The organism is Nocardioides agariphilus (assembly GCF_015352445.1).
Lineage (GTDB): Bacteria > Actinomycetota > Actinomycetes > Propionibacteriales > Nocardioidaceae > Nocardioides > Nocardioides agariphilus.
The window spans coordinates 41,678-56,689 of the sequence record NZ_JADKPO010000006.1; the positions used below are offsets into that span (position 1 = coordinate 41,678).

The 15,012-nt window shown below is 70.8% G+C and carries 13 protein-coding genes; 10 read left to right on the plus strand and 3 right to left on the minus strand.

The window, feature by feature from the left end; genetic code table 11:
• Nucleotides 1–20: 20 nt before the first annotated feature.
• The 6 genes from ISU10_RS05980 (at nucleotide 21) to ISU10_RS06005 (ending at nucleotide 7,416) form a co-directional block, all read left to right on the plus strand.
• The gene (locus ISU10_RS05980) at nucleotides 21–428 is read left to right on the plus strand and encodes a DUF6504 family protein (RefSeq protein WP_194695464.1); all 408 of its coding nucleotides are present in this window, start codon (nucleotides 21–23) and stop codon (nucleotides 426–428) included.
• 10 nt (nucleotides 429–438) lie between these two features.
• The gene (locus ISU10_RS05985; RefSeq protein WP_194695465.1) at nucleotides 439–870 is read left to right on the plus strand and encodes an SAV_6107 family HEPN domain-containing protein; all 432 of its coding nucleotides are present in this window, start codon (nucleotides 439–441) and stop codon (nucleotides 868–870) included.
• Nucleotides 871–882: 12 nt separating this feature from the next.
• The gene (locus ISU10_RS05990) at nucleotides 883–4,842 is read left to right on the plus strand and encodes a DNA polymerase III subunit alpha (protein WP_194695466.1); all 3,960 of its coding nucleotides are present in this window, start codon (nucleotides 883–885) and stop codon (nucleotides 4,840–4,842) included.
• Between the two features lie 31 nt (nucleotides 4,843–4,873).
• Nucleotides 4,874–5,611, plus strand: coding sequence for a methyltransferase domain-containing protein (locus tag ISU10_RS05995; RefSeq protein ID WP_194695467.1), 738 nt, complete (start codon nucleotides 4,874–4,876; stop codon nucleotides 5,609–5,611).
• A gap of 18 nt (nucleotides 5,612–5,629) precedes the next feature.
• Complete coding sequence (dinB, locus tag ISU10_RS06000; protein ID WP_194695468.1) at nucleotides 5,630–6,811, plus strand: DNA polymerase IV; 1,182 nt, start codon at nucleotides 5,630–5,632, stop codon at nucleotides 6,809–6,811.
• A 158-nt stretch (nucleotides 6,812–6,969) separates the two neighbouring features.
• Nucleotides 6,970–7,416 (plus strand): SCO2097 family morphological protein, encoded by a 447-nt coding sequence (locus tag ISU10_RS06005; RefSeq protein WP_194695469.1) that lies wholly within the window; start codon nucleotides 6,970–6,972, stop codon nucleotides 7,414–7,416.
• A gap of 145 nt (nucleotides 7,417–7,561) precedes the next feature.
• Here ISU10_RS06005 and ISU10_RS06010 read toward each other — a convergent pair whose 3' ends face one another.
• The 3 genes from ISU10_RS06010 to ISU10_RS06020 are packed head-to-tail and all read right to left on the minus strand — an operon-like array spanning nucleotide 7,562 to nucleotide 12,285.
• On the minus strand, nucleotides 7,562–9,982 hold the full coding sequence (locus ISU10_RS06010; RefSeq protein WP_194695470.1) for a transglutaminase TgpA family protein: 2,421 nt from the start codon (nucleotides 9,980–9,982) through the stop codon (nucleotides 7,562–7,564).
• Complete coding sequence (locus ISU10_RS06015) at nucleotides 9,979–11,274, minus strand: DUF58 domain-containing protein (RefSeq protein WP_194695471.1); 1,296 nt, start codon at nucleotides 11,272–11,274, stop codon at nucleotides 9,979–9,981. The genes ISU10_RS06010 and ISU10_RS06015 overlap by 4 nt, the downstream gene beginning before the upstream one ends.
• A gap of 9 nt (nucleotides 11,275–11,283) precedes the next feature.
• Complete coding sequence (locus tag ISU10_RS06020) at nucleotides 11,284–12,285, minus strand: AAA family ATPase (RefSeq protein WP_194695472.1); 1,002 nt, start codon at nucleotides 12,283–12,285, stop codon at nucleotides 11,284–11,286.
• Between the two features lie 338 nt (nucleotides 12,286–12,623).
• Between ISU10_RS06020 and mraZ the strand changes: the two genes are divergently transcribed.
• The 4 genes from mraZ (at nucleotide 12,624) to ftsL (ending at nucleotide 15,003) form a co-directional block, all read left to right on the plus strand.
• Complete coding sequence (gene mraZ, locus ISU10_RS06025; RefSeq protein ID WP_194695473.1) at nucleotides 12,624–13,052, plus strand: division/cell wall cluster transcriptional repressor MraZ; 429 nt, start codon at nucleotides 12,624–12,626, stop codon at nucleotides 13,050–13,052.
• Nucleotides 13,053–13,267: 215 nt separating this feature from the next.
• Complete coding sequence (locus tag ISU10_RS06030; RefSeq protein WP_194695474.1) at nucleotides 13,268–13,426, plus strand: hypothetical protein; 159 nt, start codon at nucleotides 13,268–13,270, stop codon at nucleotides 13,424–13,426.
• A gap of 10 nt (nucleotides 13,427–13,436) precedes the next feature.
• The gene (gene rsmH, locus ISU10_RS06035) at nucleotides 13,437–14,411 is read left to right on the plus strand and encodes a 16S rRNA (cytosine(1402)-N(4))-methyltransferase RsmH (protein ID WP_194695475.1); all 975 of its coding nucleotides are present in this window, start codon (nucleotides 13,437–13,439) and stop codon (nucleotides 14,409–14,411) included.
• Between the two features lie 7 nt (nucleotides 14,412–14,418).
• Nucleotides 14,419–15,003 (plus strand): cell division protein FtsL, encoded by a 585-nt coding sequence (gene ftsL, locus ISU10_RS06040; protein ID WP_194695476.1) that lies wholly within the window; start codon nucleotides 14,419–14,421, stop codon nucleotides 15,001–15,003.
• Nucleotides 15,004–15,012: the final 9 nt, after the last annotated feature.

Sequence of the window (15,012 nt, forward strand, 5' to 3'; positions counted from 1 at the left end):
CGCAGAGGTGGGAGCGCGAGATGCGTCGCTATGACGACCCCGTGGAAGTCCGCAAGGGCCTGGTGGGTGTGGATGCCGGTGAGGGGACCAGCGCCATCGAGGGTCCCGAGCAGTTCCTGTGGCGGGGCAAGCTGTGGAAGGTCCGGGTGGTGCTCGCCCACTGGGTGGAGACCGGCTCGTGGTGGCAGTCCGCCGACGCCCGGGCGGTGATCGGCTCCGACGACACCGGACCCGGTGACTCGACCGGTGACTCGACCGGCGACCTGGCCGGCGACCTGCTGGGGGAGCGCGAGCTCTGGCGGGTCGAGGCCGCGGCGGGGATGCGGCGTGCCCCCGAGACCGAGGACGCCGTGCCCGGTGGCGGGGTCTTCGACCTGTCCTTCGACTGGGCCGACGGCACCTGGCAGCTCGTCGGCTGTCTCGACTGAGGTGACCCCGATGACCTACGAGCACAACCCCTACGCCTTGCCCGCCACCACCCACTCCTACCTGGCCCGGGCGGCCGAGTCGCTGAGCGAGGCGACCACGGCAGCAGACGTCCCGACCCGTTACGCCTGCGCCCATGTCGCCGCGCTGCGGGCGGCGGCCGCGCTGCTGGCCGCCCGCGCCCATCCGGCTCCGGCTCGAGGCCGCCGCCAGAAGAACGCCTGGGTGCTGCTCGCCGAGATCGCCCCCGAGCTCGCCGAGTGGGCTGCCTTCTTCGCGGCCGGCGCGGCCAAGCGGGCGGCCGCCGAGGCGGGATCGACTCGTGCGGTCAGCGAGCGTGAGGCCGATGACCTGCTGCGAGACGCCGATCGGTTCCTCGGCGTGGTCGAGCAGTCCCTCGGGTTGGCGCCTCACCTGCCCCACGCCGGCCGCCTGGCCGGGTGAGCGGCGGTCTTCGTGGATCCCTTCGTCCACCTTCGCGTGGCGTCCGGCTACTCCCTCCAATACGGCGCCTCTCATCCCCAGGTCCTGGTCGAGCGGGCGGCCGAGCACGAGATGGACACCTTGGCGCTGACCGACCGAGACGGCACCTACGGCGCGGTGAAGTTCGCGCAGGCCTGCCGGGCCGCCGGCATCCGGCCGGTGCTCGGCGTCGACCTCGCCTACCGCCCGGTGACCGGAGACCCGCGCCGATCGAGACCCCCATCCCGCACGCCGACTCGCGGTGGCGAGTTCCGTGACCCGCCCTGGGACCAGCTGCCGCGAGTGACCCTGCTGGCCACGGCCGATGGCCCCGGTGGAGGCCGGGCCGGCTGGGCAGCGATCTGCCGACTGGTCTCGGCGGTGCACCTCGCCGGGGAGCGTGGGCAGCCGGTGGCCACCCTCGACCTGCTCGCGCCGTGGCTGGGCACCGGATCGGTGATGGTGCTGCTGGGCCCGGGCTCCGAGGTCGGGACCGCCGTCGCCGGTCGGCGCGACGACGTGGCCCGTGCAGCCCTGAGGCCCTGGCGGGAGGTGGTCTCCTCGACCCATCTCCACCTCGAGCTGGTCTCCCACCGACTCGGCAGACCTGGCCCGGGAGGCACCCAGGAGTGGGGTCCTGGCTCCTGTGCCCACGCTGCCCGGATGGCGGACCTGGCTCGCCGCGAGGGCGTCGGCACCGTGCTCACCAACGCCGTTCGCTACGCCGACCGTCGTGATGCCCCGACGGTCGACATCCTCGACGCCTCCCGCCGGCTGGTCGCCCTCGGCTCCGTCAACCTCCACCACCGCGGCCCCTCCGACTTCAGAGCCAACGCCGAGGGGTTCCTCAAGTCCGGCAAGCAGATGCTCGAGATCGCCGAGGAGGTCGGCCGGCTCGCAGGTGACGGATCATCAGCCTGGCCCGCTCGCCTGCTCGCGCGCACCCGCGCGGTGGCCGACCGCTGCGCGCTCGACCCGCGCACCGACCTCGGCCTGGGCGAGGTGCACTTCCCCGAGCTGAAGACAGCCAGCCTCGACGTGCCGGGCCGCCAGGCCGACGGCGTGCTGCGAGCCCGGTGCGAGGGTGCTGTCGGCGATCGCTACGGATCGGCTCCGCGCCAGCGCATCTGGAAGCGTCTCGACGACGAGCTGGAGCTGATCCGCGGCCTGGGCTACGCGTCGTACTTCCTCACCGTCGCCGACGTCACCGACCTGATCCGCGAGCGTGGGGTGCGCTGCGCTGCCCGAGGCTCCGGCGCGGGCAGCCTGGTCAACTACCTGCTCGGCGTCTCGGGCATCGACCCGATCCGCCACCACCTGCTGATGGAGCGGTTCCTCTCGCCGCTGCGAGCCTCGCTGCCCGACATCGACATCGATGTCGAGTCGGCGCGGCGCACCGAGATCTACGAAGCGATCCTCGACCGGTTCGGCGGCGAGCGGTGCGTGTGCGTGTCGATGATGGACACCTACCGGGTCCGTCACGCCGTGCGCGATGTCGGCGCCGCGCTCGGCATGCCGCCGGGCGAGATCGACACCATCGCCAAGGCGTTTCCCCATATCCGTGCTCGTGATGCCCGGGTGGCGCTGCGTGAGCTGCCCGAGCTGCGGGCCAGCGGCATCGACGCCCGGCGTCTCGACCTGATGTTCGGCCTGGTCGAGCGGCTCGACGGACTGCCCCGCCACATCGCCGTCCATCCGTGCGGGGTGCTGCTCTCCGACACCACGCTGCTCGACCGCACTCCGGTGGAGGCGAGCTTCGCGGGGTTCCCGATGAGCCAGTTCGACAAGGACGACGTCGAGGAGCTCGGCCTGCTCAAACTCGACGTGCTCGGCATCCGCATGCAGTCCTCGATGGCTCACGCCGTCGAGCTCATCCGCGACACCGCCGGCGTCGAGGTCGATCTCGACGACCAGCAACAGGTGCCGTTCGCCGACGACGACACCTACCGGATGATCTCTGCCGCCAAGACCCTCGGGGTGTTCCAGATCGAGTCGCCCGGTCAGCGCGAGCTGGTCGGCAAGTCCGGCATCGAGACCTTCGACGACATCATCACCGACATCTCGCTGTTTCGGCCCGGCCCGGTCAAGAGCGACATGATCACCCCCTACCTCGAGTCCAAGCAGGGTTGGAAGGCCACGACCTACCTCCACGACGACCTGCGCCCGATCCTCGAGGACACCCACGGGGTGGTCGTCTTCCACGAGCACGTCATCGAGATCATCGCCCGGTTCGCCGGGGTCGACTACGCCGAGGCCGACGAGCGTCGCCGCGCTCTCGGTGACGTGGAGGGGATGGCTGAGACCAAGGCGTGGTTCTGCCCCGCCGCACGTGCCCGGGGCTACGACGAGCGGGTCGTCACCGGCATCTGGAAGATCCTCGAGGCATTCGCGTCGTTCGGTTTCTGCAAAGCACACGCCGCGGCGTTCGCGCTGCCGACCTTCCAGTCCGCCTGGCTCAAGGCCCACTGGCCGGCCCACTTCCTGGCCGGTGTGCTGACCCATGACCCGGGGATGTACCCCAAGCGGCTGATCCTCGACGAGGCCCGCCAGTGCGGCATCACCGTGCTGGGCCTCGACGTCAACGCCTCGCAGAAGCACTACGTCGCGCAGTGGCTCGACCCCGAGGTCCCGGTCGTCACCGTGCCGCCGCCGATCCCCACCTCCGGCGTCCCCGACGGCACCGCCTGGGGGATCCGGCTGGCGCTGGCCGAGGTCAAGGGGATCAACGAGAGCGAGGTCGACCGCATCGTCGCCGCGCGCTCGGAGGGCCAGCCCTACGACTCGCTCACCGACTTCTGGCACCGTGCCCAGGTGTCCCGGCCGATCGTGGAGCGGCTGGTGCTGGCCGGGGGCTTCGACTCCCTCTATGGCATCAGCTCGACGGGAGGGGGCTCGCCCATTCGTCGCCGGCAGCGGATCACCCGCCGCGACCTGCTTCTCCAGGTGGCCGAGCTCGACCGGCATGCCCGGGCTCTCGAGCGTGCCCAGGGTCGCAGTCTGCGCGGTCGTGGGCTGGCCGAGGCCAAGCTGGCCAACCGCCACAGCCCCGCAGCCCGTCGTGCCGAGGCAGCAGCCCTGCGCAACAGCACCGATCCTCACGCCCGCCAACGCGAGACAGGTTCCCTGCCCGAGCGCCACGTGCTGGCCGAGCAGGGCGTCTGGGCCCGCGCCTCCGCCCAGGCCCAAGACACCCCGCCACCACGACCGGTCGACTCGGTGCAGCTCGCCTTCACCCTCGGCGACGAGCCCAGTGAGTCTTTCGGGGAGCAGGTCAGCGGCCTGCCCGAGATGACACCCGAGGACCGCATGCGAGCCGAGCTGGAGATCCTCGGCCTCGACGTCAGCCGTCACGTCGTCGACACCTACGCCGAGTTCCTCCACGCCCTCGGCACCACCCGCAGCAAGGACCTCCTGAGCCGTCGCAGCAAGGCCGAGCTGCTGGTCGCAGGGGTCAAGGTCGCCACCCAGACACCCCCGATCCGCTCCGGGCGACGAGTCGTGTTCCTCACCCTCGACGACGGCACCGGCCCGGTCGACGCGACGTTCTTCGAAGACGCCCAGGGCCCCTACGCCGCCACGGTGTTCGGCTCCTGGCTGCTGGTCGTGCGCGGTGAGCTGCGCCGCACGGGTCGTCGCGGTGTCTCCTTGCGGGCCACCGGCGCCTGGGAGCTTCCCGAGCTGCACGCGATCTGGCGTGGTCAGGGGATGGCAGCGGTCTACGACCATCTTGCGCGGACGCCCGACGGATACGCCGAGGTCGGCGTCCAGCAGGAGAAGGGCCGGCCAGAGAAGGGCCAGCCCACCGGCGACAGCCCAGCGCCGGTGCGCAGCCGTGTGCTGGTCCACTCCAGCGGCTTCCAGATGTCGCCCTACGCCGACGTCAAGCCCGCTGGGGAGTCGGTCAAGGACGTCGGTCGCAAGCTGTGGCACACCAGCCCCGGGAGCCCGGGATGACCGCCCGATTCCTGGGCCTAGGCTGGGCGCCATGTCGACCAGCGAGAGCCGCAGCCCAGGTCGCGAGCACCTGCGGACCGGCGTGGTCTGGGATGCCATCGAGAGCCGGCTGGCCCATCCCGGGGCTGCACAGCACGCCCGCATCGTCGACATCGGTGGGGGCACGGGCGGGTTCGCGGTCCGGCTCGCCGAGCAGGGGCACACGGTCACCGTCGTCGACCCGAGTCCCGACGCACTCGCAGCCCTCGGCCGGCGCGCCGACGAGGCCGGTGTCGCCGACTCGGTCACCGGCGTCCTGGGTGACATCGCCGACCTGGAGTCTCACGTCGGCTCCGAGCTGGCCGACGTGGTGCTGTGCCACGGCGTCCTCGAGGTGGTGCCCGACCCCGCGGCTGCGCTGCGCACCCTCGCCGGCGTGCTCCGACCCGGCGGCCTGCTCAGCCTGCTCGTCGCGCAGCGGCACGCCGCCGTGGTCGCCCGCGCGATGGCCGGTCACTTCCACCAGGCCCGGGCGCTCCTCGACGATCCGGCTGCGGGCGGTCGCGGTCGTCGCTTCACCGCCGATGAGCTCATCGCACTCCTGTCCGGCGCCGGGTTCACCACCGAGGCCGTCCAGGCCGTCCGGGTCTTCGCCGACCTGGTGCCCGGCTCCCTGCTCGACCTCGAGCCGGGCGCCGCTGCCGCGCTGGTCGACCTCGAGCGCGCCGTGGCCGGCCGCCCCGAGTACCTCCCGCTGGCCACTCAGGTGCACGTGCTCGCGACGCACTGACGCCTGCTGTGGTTGCCCATGACCGACCTGTCATGGGCTTGCCCGATCCTGCACGTCGACATGGACGCCTTCTACGCGTCCGTGGCCGTCAGAGAGCGGCCCGACCTCTGGGAGGTCCCCGTGATCGTCGGCGGTGGCGGCCGCGGGGTGGTGCTGTCGGCCAACTACCTGGCGCGCCACTACGGAGTCCGCTCCGGTATGCCCGGCACCCGCGCCCGCCGGCTGTGCCCGCGAGCGGTCGTGGTCTCGCCCGACTACGACGAGTTCACCACCGTGTCCCGGGCGGTGATGGAAACCTTCCGGCGCATCACGCCGCTGGTCGAGGCGGTCTCCCTCGACGAGGCGTTCCTCGACGTCCGCGGCTCGGCCAAGAGGCTCGGCAGCCCGCTCGAGATCGCCGAGCGACTGCGGGCGATGGTCCACGACGAGCAGGGCATCACCTGCTCGGTCGGCGTGGCGGCGACGGTCTCGGTGGCCAAGCTGGCCAGCCGCCGGGCCAAGCCCGACGGGGTGGTCGTCGTACCTCCCGAGGCGATCACCTCCTTCCTCCACCCGATGGAGGTCGGCGAGCTGTGGGGAGTGGGCGAGAAGACCCGCGACCTGCTGCTCCGCTTCGGGCTGGTGACCGTCGGCGACCTCGCCCACACGCCGCTGCCCACCCTCCAGCGCGCCGTCGGTGACTCCTTGGGCCGCCACCTCCACCAGCTGGCCTGGGGCGCCGACCGTCGCGAGCTCGTGCCGCGCAGCACCGCCGATGACCCCGAGAAGTCGATGGGGGCCAACGAGACCTTCGGTCGCGACACCGACGACCGCGACATCATCAGCCGCGAGCTGTTGAGGCTCTCGGCCAGGGTTGCCCGTCGGATGCGCACCGCCGAGGTGGCCGGCCGCACGATCACCATCACGGTGCGGTTCGCCGACTTCACCACCATCACCCGGTCTCGCACCATCCCCGAGGCCACCGACGTCACCCACGAGGTGCACCGCACCGCCCTGCTCCTCTTCGACGCCCTCGGACTGCAACGAGCCCGGATCCGCCTGGTCGGGGTGCGGGTCGAGGGCCTGGTTCCGCGTGGCAGCGTCCACCGGCAGCTGATGCTGGGCGAGCGGGAGCACGGCTGGCGCGACGCTGACCGGGCTGTCGACCGCGCCCGGTTCAGGTTCGGCGCCGAGGCGATCGGTCCAGCGAGCCTCCTGTAGCCCCGCCGCTACGGCGTTGCCCACCCGGAACCGACAGCAGCACAGACATTGACCGGACAATTTCCCCACCCCGCTACCGAACGCCCTCAGCGCTGCCTAGACTGGCTCAAACAGCGACTTGTGCTGGCCCGCTGGCCCGCACCCACAGGGAGGCAACCGTGCCGCTCTCGGAGGAAGAGCTGCGACTGCTCGAGCAGATGGAGCGCGCGCTCGTCGAGGAGGACCCCAAGTTCGCCTCCACCCTGCGTGGCACCACGTTGCGACAGTCCGCGCGCCGCAAGGCGATCCTGGCCGGCGTCATCTTCGTGGGTGGCATCGCGGTGCTGATGACCGGAGTCATCGCCGAGCAGCCGGTGGTCGGCATCGTGGGCTTCTTGGTCATGCTGATCTCGGCGACCATCGGGCTGACCGTGCTGCGTGGTCAACGCAGCGTCGCCCCGCCCGAGGGTCAGTCCCAGTCCGGGACCGCCACACGCGGTGGGTTCACCGTCATCGACGGCGGGCGAGCCGGCAAGCCCCGTCGCCAGCGCCACCACAGCGGGTCCTCGTTCATGGATCGCATGGAGGAGCGCTGGCGCCGTCGCCGCGAGGACAACGGGTTCTGAGACGACCAACGGCGAGCGAGGGACGAGCTCGCCGTGTGGAGTCGGCCAGGTCGAGCAAGCGACGCGACCGAGGAGCGAGGTCGCGCGAGCGCGTCGAGACCCGGTGTGACCAGCCGACCTACGTGGTGGGGACCTACGTGGGGACCTAGCCCACGTGGTCGACCACGCCGGTGTAGGTCACCTCGTCGTTGCTGCTCGAACGCTGCGTGGGTCGGCGGCGCGAGACGAACAGCGAGCGAGGAAGCCACGTCGCCCTGCGCAGGGCGCCGGGGGTGACGCCGCCCTCGAGGGCCCCGATCACCGTCTCGGCGTCGGCCTTGAGGATCGCTGCCTGATCGCTGCCGGGGCGGGCATAGCGCTGCAGCTCGATGGTGCCCACGATCCGCTCGAGAGCCACCTCAGCCTCCGGAGCCACATCGGCGCCGTGCCGCGGACGGGCAGCCGGGTCGGTGCCGACGGGTCGGCCGAAGTAGTGCACGAGGTGGGACCCGGTCTCGCGCGGGGACCGGCCGGCGGGCCAGGTCAGTCCGAGATCGACCACGGTGTCGCGCAGCTCGATCCAGACCGGCTCAGCACCGTCCTCGAGGCGTCGCGCGCGGCGCCGGCGCCGGAGCCCGCGGGGGAGCAGGGCGAGGACGACCAGCAGTGCCATGACGAGGACGCCGAGGCCGATGGCACGCCAGGGGATGGAGGTGCCGGACTCATCGGCCGACTGGCCCTGTTGGTTGTTCTCCTTGGGGTCGCTGACAGTGGGGCGGAGGATGTCGTCACTGGTGGCGCCCGTGCTGGGCAGGTCGCTCGGGTCGACCTGGGGGAACTCGTGCTGGGTGTAGCCAGGCACGGACGTGGCGCGCAGGGGAGGAGTGGGCTCGAAGCGCACCCATCCGGAGCCGGGGAAGTAGAGCTCGGGCCAGGCGTGCAGGTCCCATGCGCTGTAGACCCACGAGCCGTCGGCCTCCTGCTCGGGCTGGAGGAAGCCGATCGCCATCCGGGAGGGAATGTTGAGGGTGCGCGCCATCACCGCCATGGCGGCGGCGAACTGCTCGCAGTAGCCCGTGAGGTAGATGCCGTCGAGGCTGGGGTTGAGGAAGTCCTCGAGGGTGTCGCTGCCGTTGCCCGACGGAGCGTCCTGCAAGGTGTAGTGGCCGTTGTCGCGCAGCCAGTTCTGGATCGCCACGGCCTTCTGGAATCGCGTGGGGTAGTCGGCGGTGATCGTGGTGGCGGTGTTGCGGATCGATGAGGGGAGATCGGTCGGCAGGTCGGTGAACTGCGTGTTCATCAGGTTGCTGGCCACGCTGGACCTGGCCATCGCCTCGGCACTGAGAGTGGGCTGGAGCGCGGTCATCGAGTAGGACATCCCCGACGTCTTGAGGTCGTCGTCGAAGGCCATGAAGTCCATCGTGGTGAGGTCGTAGCGCCAGTCACCGGTCGCCTGGATCGCGGAGATCGGGAACTGGGTGGGCAGCCAGGTCGAGATGAAGTCAGGGGAGATCGTGACGTCGTAGCTGAACTCGCGGGTCGGCACGCTCGGGTCCAGTCCGGCGGGAGGTGGCAGCTCGCCGGTGGCGCTCTGGTCGGAGCTGGCGGTGCGATCACCCGAGCTCCACTCGTTGTCGGAGAACCGGTTGAGTACGGCGATGCGCAGGTAGGACGGGCTCGGGTCGTCGGTGACGACCTTGACCATGTCGTAGTCCTGGGGTCGGCGCAGGTCACGCATCAGGTCGGTGGTCGGGTTGACGATCTTGATCTGGTTGCCGCCGCCTTGCCCGAACCCGCCACTGAAGACCTCGAGGCCGAGCGTTGGTACGAACAGCGGCACCACGATCGCCAGCGCCGTCGCCGCGGCGCCGATCCCGGCCGCCGATGAGCGAAGTGCGCCGTTGGAGACGCCGAACCCCGAGGGGTCGGAGATCGCATCGCTGCCGAGCGGTCGTCCCCAGCGTGCGATCTGCCGGCTCTCCTGCAGATAGAGCATCAGCAGGAATCCGATGGTGGTGAAGGTGAAGACGATCCACGAGACGCCGCCACCCAGGAGGCTGACCGGGATGCTGTAGACGGTCAGCAGCGGCAACCCGGCCAGCGGCACGCGTCGCAAGGTGCCGACGACGATGTCGACGAGCAGCATGCACGCGGCTCCGCCCGCGATGAGCAGCGGGTCGATCGGGGGGACGCCCCGGGGCACGGGCGCGGAGTACTGCTGGGCAGATGCCGAGGCTTCCTGGAAGGCGAGGTCGAGGCGCGTGTAGGCATCGCCGATCGGCAGCGGGGAGCCACAGATGTAGAGCGAGACCACTGCCCCGACGATGACGACCTGGGCCAGCACGACCAGTGGCCCCGGGACGCGCAGCCACCGCAAGACGGCACCGCTGAGCGCGACGACGACGGCGATGGTCACCAGGGGTCCCATGAAGCCGCCCCAGGTGACGGCGAAGCCCTTCCACGAGAGAAGGGCGGCCCACGTCGTCATCGAGGCAACGAGCGCGAGCAGCAGTGCGTCACGCAGCCCGCCGTGCAGGCGACCGAGCGGACGTTGGAACGACAGGGTCGAAGCCGCAGGGGCGCTCATCCGACGACCACCTCACCGCTTCGTCCGGCCGGATCCCCGGCCGAGCCCCCGGCGCGCCGGGAGCGCGAGGTGCGGCCGAGCTCCTGCCACACCGTCTCGAGCCGGTCGCGGGGACCTAGGCCCACGGCCCGCCACCCCTGTTGCGCCAAGGTGGTGCTCGCGCCTCCGGTGCGACGGGTGGCACCGCCCCACGCGTCGACGTCGACGGCGACAGCCATGCTGGCAGCGGCATGGTGGTGCATGCGGCGGAACACGGCGAGGTCGTGGTCCTCGATACCGCCGACCACGGCGACGATCAGGCCGCCCTGGGAGGCCTCGGCCAACCAGCTGGTGTCGATGCGTGGCATCTGGATGGCTTGCACCACGGCGAGCGCCTCGAGCAGCGGAGCGGTGTTGAGGTCGGCGTCGCGGTAGTGCCAGGCGTTGTTGGGGTCCTCGCCTGCTGCGGTGACGAAGCGGACCATGAAGCCGCGCTGGCTCAGGTGCACCGCGATCGAGGCCGCGGCGGAGACGGCGGCCTCGAGTGACGAGGCGATGCCTTGACCGCGATGGGCGCGCACGCGGTTGTCGAGGAAGAGTGTGGCGCGAGACTGCCAGGGCTGCTCCTCGCGGCGCACCATCAACTCACCCATCCGTGCCGAGCTGCGCCAGTGGACCCGGCGTAGCTCGTCGCCTCGGCGGTACTCGCGGACGGTGACGTCCTCGGCGGACCCGGTGGCGAAGGCGCGAGGTCGGTTGTCGCCCGAGCCGGTCCACGCGCCGCCCAGCGGAATCTGCGACAGCGGCACGGTGCGGGGAGTCACGGTCAGCGAGACCGTGGTGTGGAAGGCCCGGCCGAGCTCCACCAGACCGAACGGGTCGCTGACCCGCACGCTCATCGGCCCGATCTCGAACTTGCCGCGGACATCGGAGCGGACCTGGTAGGAGGCGTGGCGTCGCCAGCCCTGTCCGATGCCGTCGAGCACGAACCGCGGCCGGGTGCCCAGCACGTAGGGAACGTGGTCCTCGAGCAGCAGTGCGCCACTGGGCGTCTTGCCCTCGTTGGTCAAGGTGAGGTTGAGCCGCGCCGGCTGACCCGCCGAGACGATCTGGGGGGCAAGGGTGCGGACCAGGGCCAGCCGGTAACGGCTGCGCCCGAGGACGTAGGCGGTGACCAGCGGCAGGGCCAGCACCAGCACGCCGACGCGGGTCAAGGCGTCCTGGCCGAGCAGCACCGCGCAGACGATCGCGGTGACGCCCGCGGCGAGGAACGCTCGCCCGCGGACGGTCAGACCCGAGAGTGCCTCACGCACCAGTGCTCACTATCTGGTCCCCTCGGGCACGGGCACGGCGGCGATGATGCCGTCGAGGATCGCCCCGGTGGTGCGGCCGCTCATCGAGGCCTCGACGCTCGGCAGCAACCGGTGGGTCAGCACGTTGCGGGCAAGCCCGCGCACGTCGTCGGGCAGCACGTAGTCGCGGCCTGCCATCGCGGCGCTGGCCTTGGCCGCGCGCACCAAGTGGAGCGTCGCCCTCGGCGAGGCTCCCAAGGTGAGCTCGTCGGAGCGGCGGGTCGCCGACGTGAGCGCCACGGCGTAGCGACTCACCGCGTCGGAGACGTAGACCTGGTTGACGATGCCGATCAGCTTGCGGATCTCGGCGGCGTCGGTGACCGACTCGAGGTCGTCGAGCGGGCTGGACTGGGTGTGGGTGTCGAGCATCGCGATCTCGGAGGACTCCACGGGATAGCCCACCGACAAGCGCAGCATGAAGCGGTCGCGCTGGGCCTCGGGAAGGGCGTAGGTGCCCTCCATCTCGATGGGGTTCTGGGTCGCGATCACCATGAACGGCGACTCCAGGTGGTAGGTCGTGTTGTCGACGGTGACCTGGTGCTCCTCCATGCACTCCAACAGCGCCGACTGGGTCTTGGGCGAGGCGCGGTTGATCTCGTCGCCGACCACGATGTTGGCAAAGACGCCGCCGGGGCGGAACTCGAACTCGCGAGTGTTCTGGTTGAACACTGATACGCCGGTGACGTCGGAGGGCAGCAGGTCGGGCGTGAACTGGATGCGGCGCACGGAGCAGTCGATGCTGCGCGCCAGGGACTTGCTGAGCATGGTCTTGCCGACGCCGGGCACGTCCTCGATGAGGATGTGACCCTCGGCGAGCAGTCCGACCAGCACCATGGAGATGACGTCGGGCTTGCCCTCGATGACCTTCTTGATGTTGGAACGGACCCGCTCGACGACCCGGCCCAGGGTCTCGAGATCCGCCCCTCCGCGGCCCTCCGTGCCGGGGCTGCTGGCCGAATCGGTGACTGCCACTTGCTGGTCCCTTCCAGTTGTGCTGCGAGCCAGAGGTCAATCGCGAGCGCCCCGACCCGGTCGGGGTGGGGCGCTGGGGAGAAACCTACGCGCCGATGGCGTCAGTGCCTCTGACTCCCCGGATCACGGTTTGGTTGCGGATTCCCACTTCTGAACGAGCCTAACCGACCCCACCGACGGCGCGGCCGCCCTGCGAACCGTCCGTCAGGACAGGGGACGACGCCACCCAGTGCGCGGCGAAAGGGGAGCGAAGGGGGGCGAATGTGGTTGACGGTGGGGCAAAGTGGAGTACAGTGGCGCAAAGTGGAGGAAGACGGCCGGGATGTGGAGGGCGCGGGATGTTCCTGGGCACCTACACCCCCAAGCTCGACGAGAAGGGCCGACTCTTCCTCCCGGCGAAGTTCAGGGAGGAACTGATGGCGGGGCTGGTGGTGACGACGGGGCAGGAGCGCTGCCTCACCGTCTACAAGCTCGGCGACTTCGCCGATATCGCCGCTCGCGTCCAGGCCGCGCCCATCACCGTCAAGGGCGCACGTGACTACGGCCGGTTCCTCGGTGCCAACGCCAACCAGGACACCCCCGACAAGCAGGGCCGCATCACGATCACGCCCATGCAGCGCGACTACGCCGCCCTCACCAAGGACGTGATGGTGATCGGGGTCATCAACCGGATCGAGATCTGGGACCCCTCCCGCTGGGAGGCCTACAACCAGCAGAACCAGGACACGTTCGCCGACATCAGCGAAGAGGTCTTCCCCGGCCTGTAGCACGCAGCTCACCAGCCCGCTTCAACTCCACAGCGATCGTCCGGTCAGGTCTCAGCCCGCTGGCACCTTCCTTGGCCCATCCCTCTGGGACACCTTCCCCGGCCCCAGATGGTGACCTCCCCAAGCCGCCCAGCGGGCAGGGGCCTGACCGGACGATCCGCACCAGCAGCTCCAGCAACTCCAGCAGCGCACCACCAACACGAGGGTCGAGACTCATGAGCATCACGCCGGTCGCGGACGGCATCACCTCCGGGAGTCCCGTACGCCGGGTGCGGCACCAAGCGCGCGAGGCTGCGGGTCTGATGGCGTTCTCCGCCGTCACCTCGGTCGGCATCGCGACCGCGTTGCTCCTGTTGGCCCACTGGGGACGCTGAGCCGGCCGAGATGAGCGACCCCCTCCACGTCCCGGTCCTGCTGGACCGGGTCGTGGCCCTCCTGGCCCCTGCTCTCGACCACGAGGGCGCCGTCCTCGTCGACGCGACCCTCGGCCTGGGCGGTCACGCCGAGGCCGTGCTCGAGCGCTGCGCCCTGGCCCGCGTGATCGGTATCGACCGGGACCCGCAGGCGCTCTCGTTGGCGGGGGAGCGGCTCTCCTCGTACGGCGCCCGGTTCACCGGCGTGCACGCGGTGTACGACGAGATCCCCGAGGTCCTTGACGACCTCGGCCTCGACGCGGTCGACGCGGTGTTCTTCGACCTCGGTGTCTCCTCCTTGCAGCTCGACGTGGCCGAGCGGGGATTCGCCTACCGTGAGGACGCACCGCTCGACATGCGCATGGACGCCAGTCGTGGCCTGACGGCAGCGGAGGTCCTCAACACCTACTCCGCGCCCGACCTGGCGCGCATCCTCAAGGAGTACGGCGAGGAGCGGTTCGCCCGCCAGATCGCCAACGCCGTGGTGCGCAGCCGTGAGGCCCGGCCCTTCACCACGAGCGCGCGGCTCGTCGAGCTGCTCTACGACGTGATCCCGGCGCCCGCGCGCCGCACTGGCGGGCACCCCGCGAAGCGCACCTTCCAGGCACTGCGCATGGAGGTCAACGACGAGCTGGCCGTCCTGCGCCGCGCACTGCCCGCGGCGATCGACTCGCTCAGGGTCGGTGGCCGCGTCGTCGTCGAGTCCTACCACTCCCTCGAGGACCGACTGGTCAAGAGGGCCTTCGCCGATGCCGTCCGCACCGACGTCCCGGAGGACCTGCCCTTCGTCCCGGCGGGCCACGAGCCGGCGTTCCGGCTCGTCACCCGCGGCGCGGAGCGCGCCGACGCCTCCGAGACCGACCACAACCCGCGGGCCGCGAGCGTCCGCCTGCGGGCCCTCGAACGACTCACCACTTCCCCGAGCACAGGAGTCGCAAAGAGATGACCAGCCGATGAGCAGTCCCGCCTTCCAGATCAGGTCAGGCCGCATCCGAGCCGCCGCCCCAGGGGTCCAGAGCGCCCTGCGGGCCAGGCTCACCGTCGTCCCCCGGCTGCGCACGCGGACCAGTCCGTTGCCCTTCGTGACGCTGGTGTCGTTCCTGCTGCTGGCCGGGGTGATCGGGCTGCTGATGTTCAACACCTCCATGCAGCAGGCGGCCTTCGCGGCCACGTCCATGGAGCAGCAGGCGGCCACGCTCAACGCGCGCGAGCAGACGCTGCGCATGGAGCTCGACGTGCTCCGCGACCCCCAGCGCGTCGCCCTCAAGGCGCAGCAGCTCGGCATGGTCATCCCGTCCTCGCCGGCGTTCCTGCGGCTCAGCGACGGCAAGGTCCTGGGCACGCCGGCGGCGGCGACGCGCGAGGACGGCGTTCGGCTGCTGCCTCGTCCGCCCAAGAAGCCGGCCGTGCTCGACCCCGCGCCCAACGTCGTCAAGGTCAGGGCCGAGAACGGCGCGGCGGGCACTGCACACGGGGCCGCTCGCGATAAGAACAAGGCCAGTGATCGCTCTGGCAACCAGTCCAGCGGCAACCGTTGAGGAGACCTG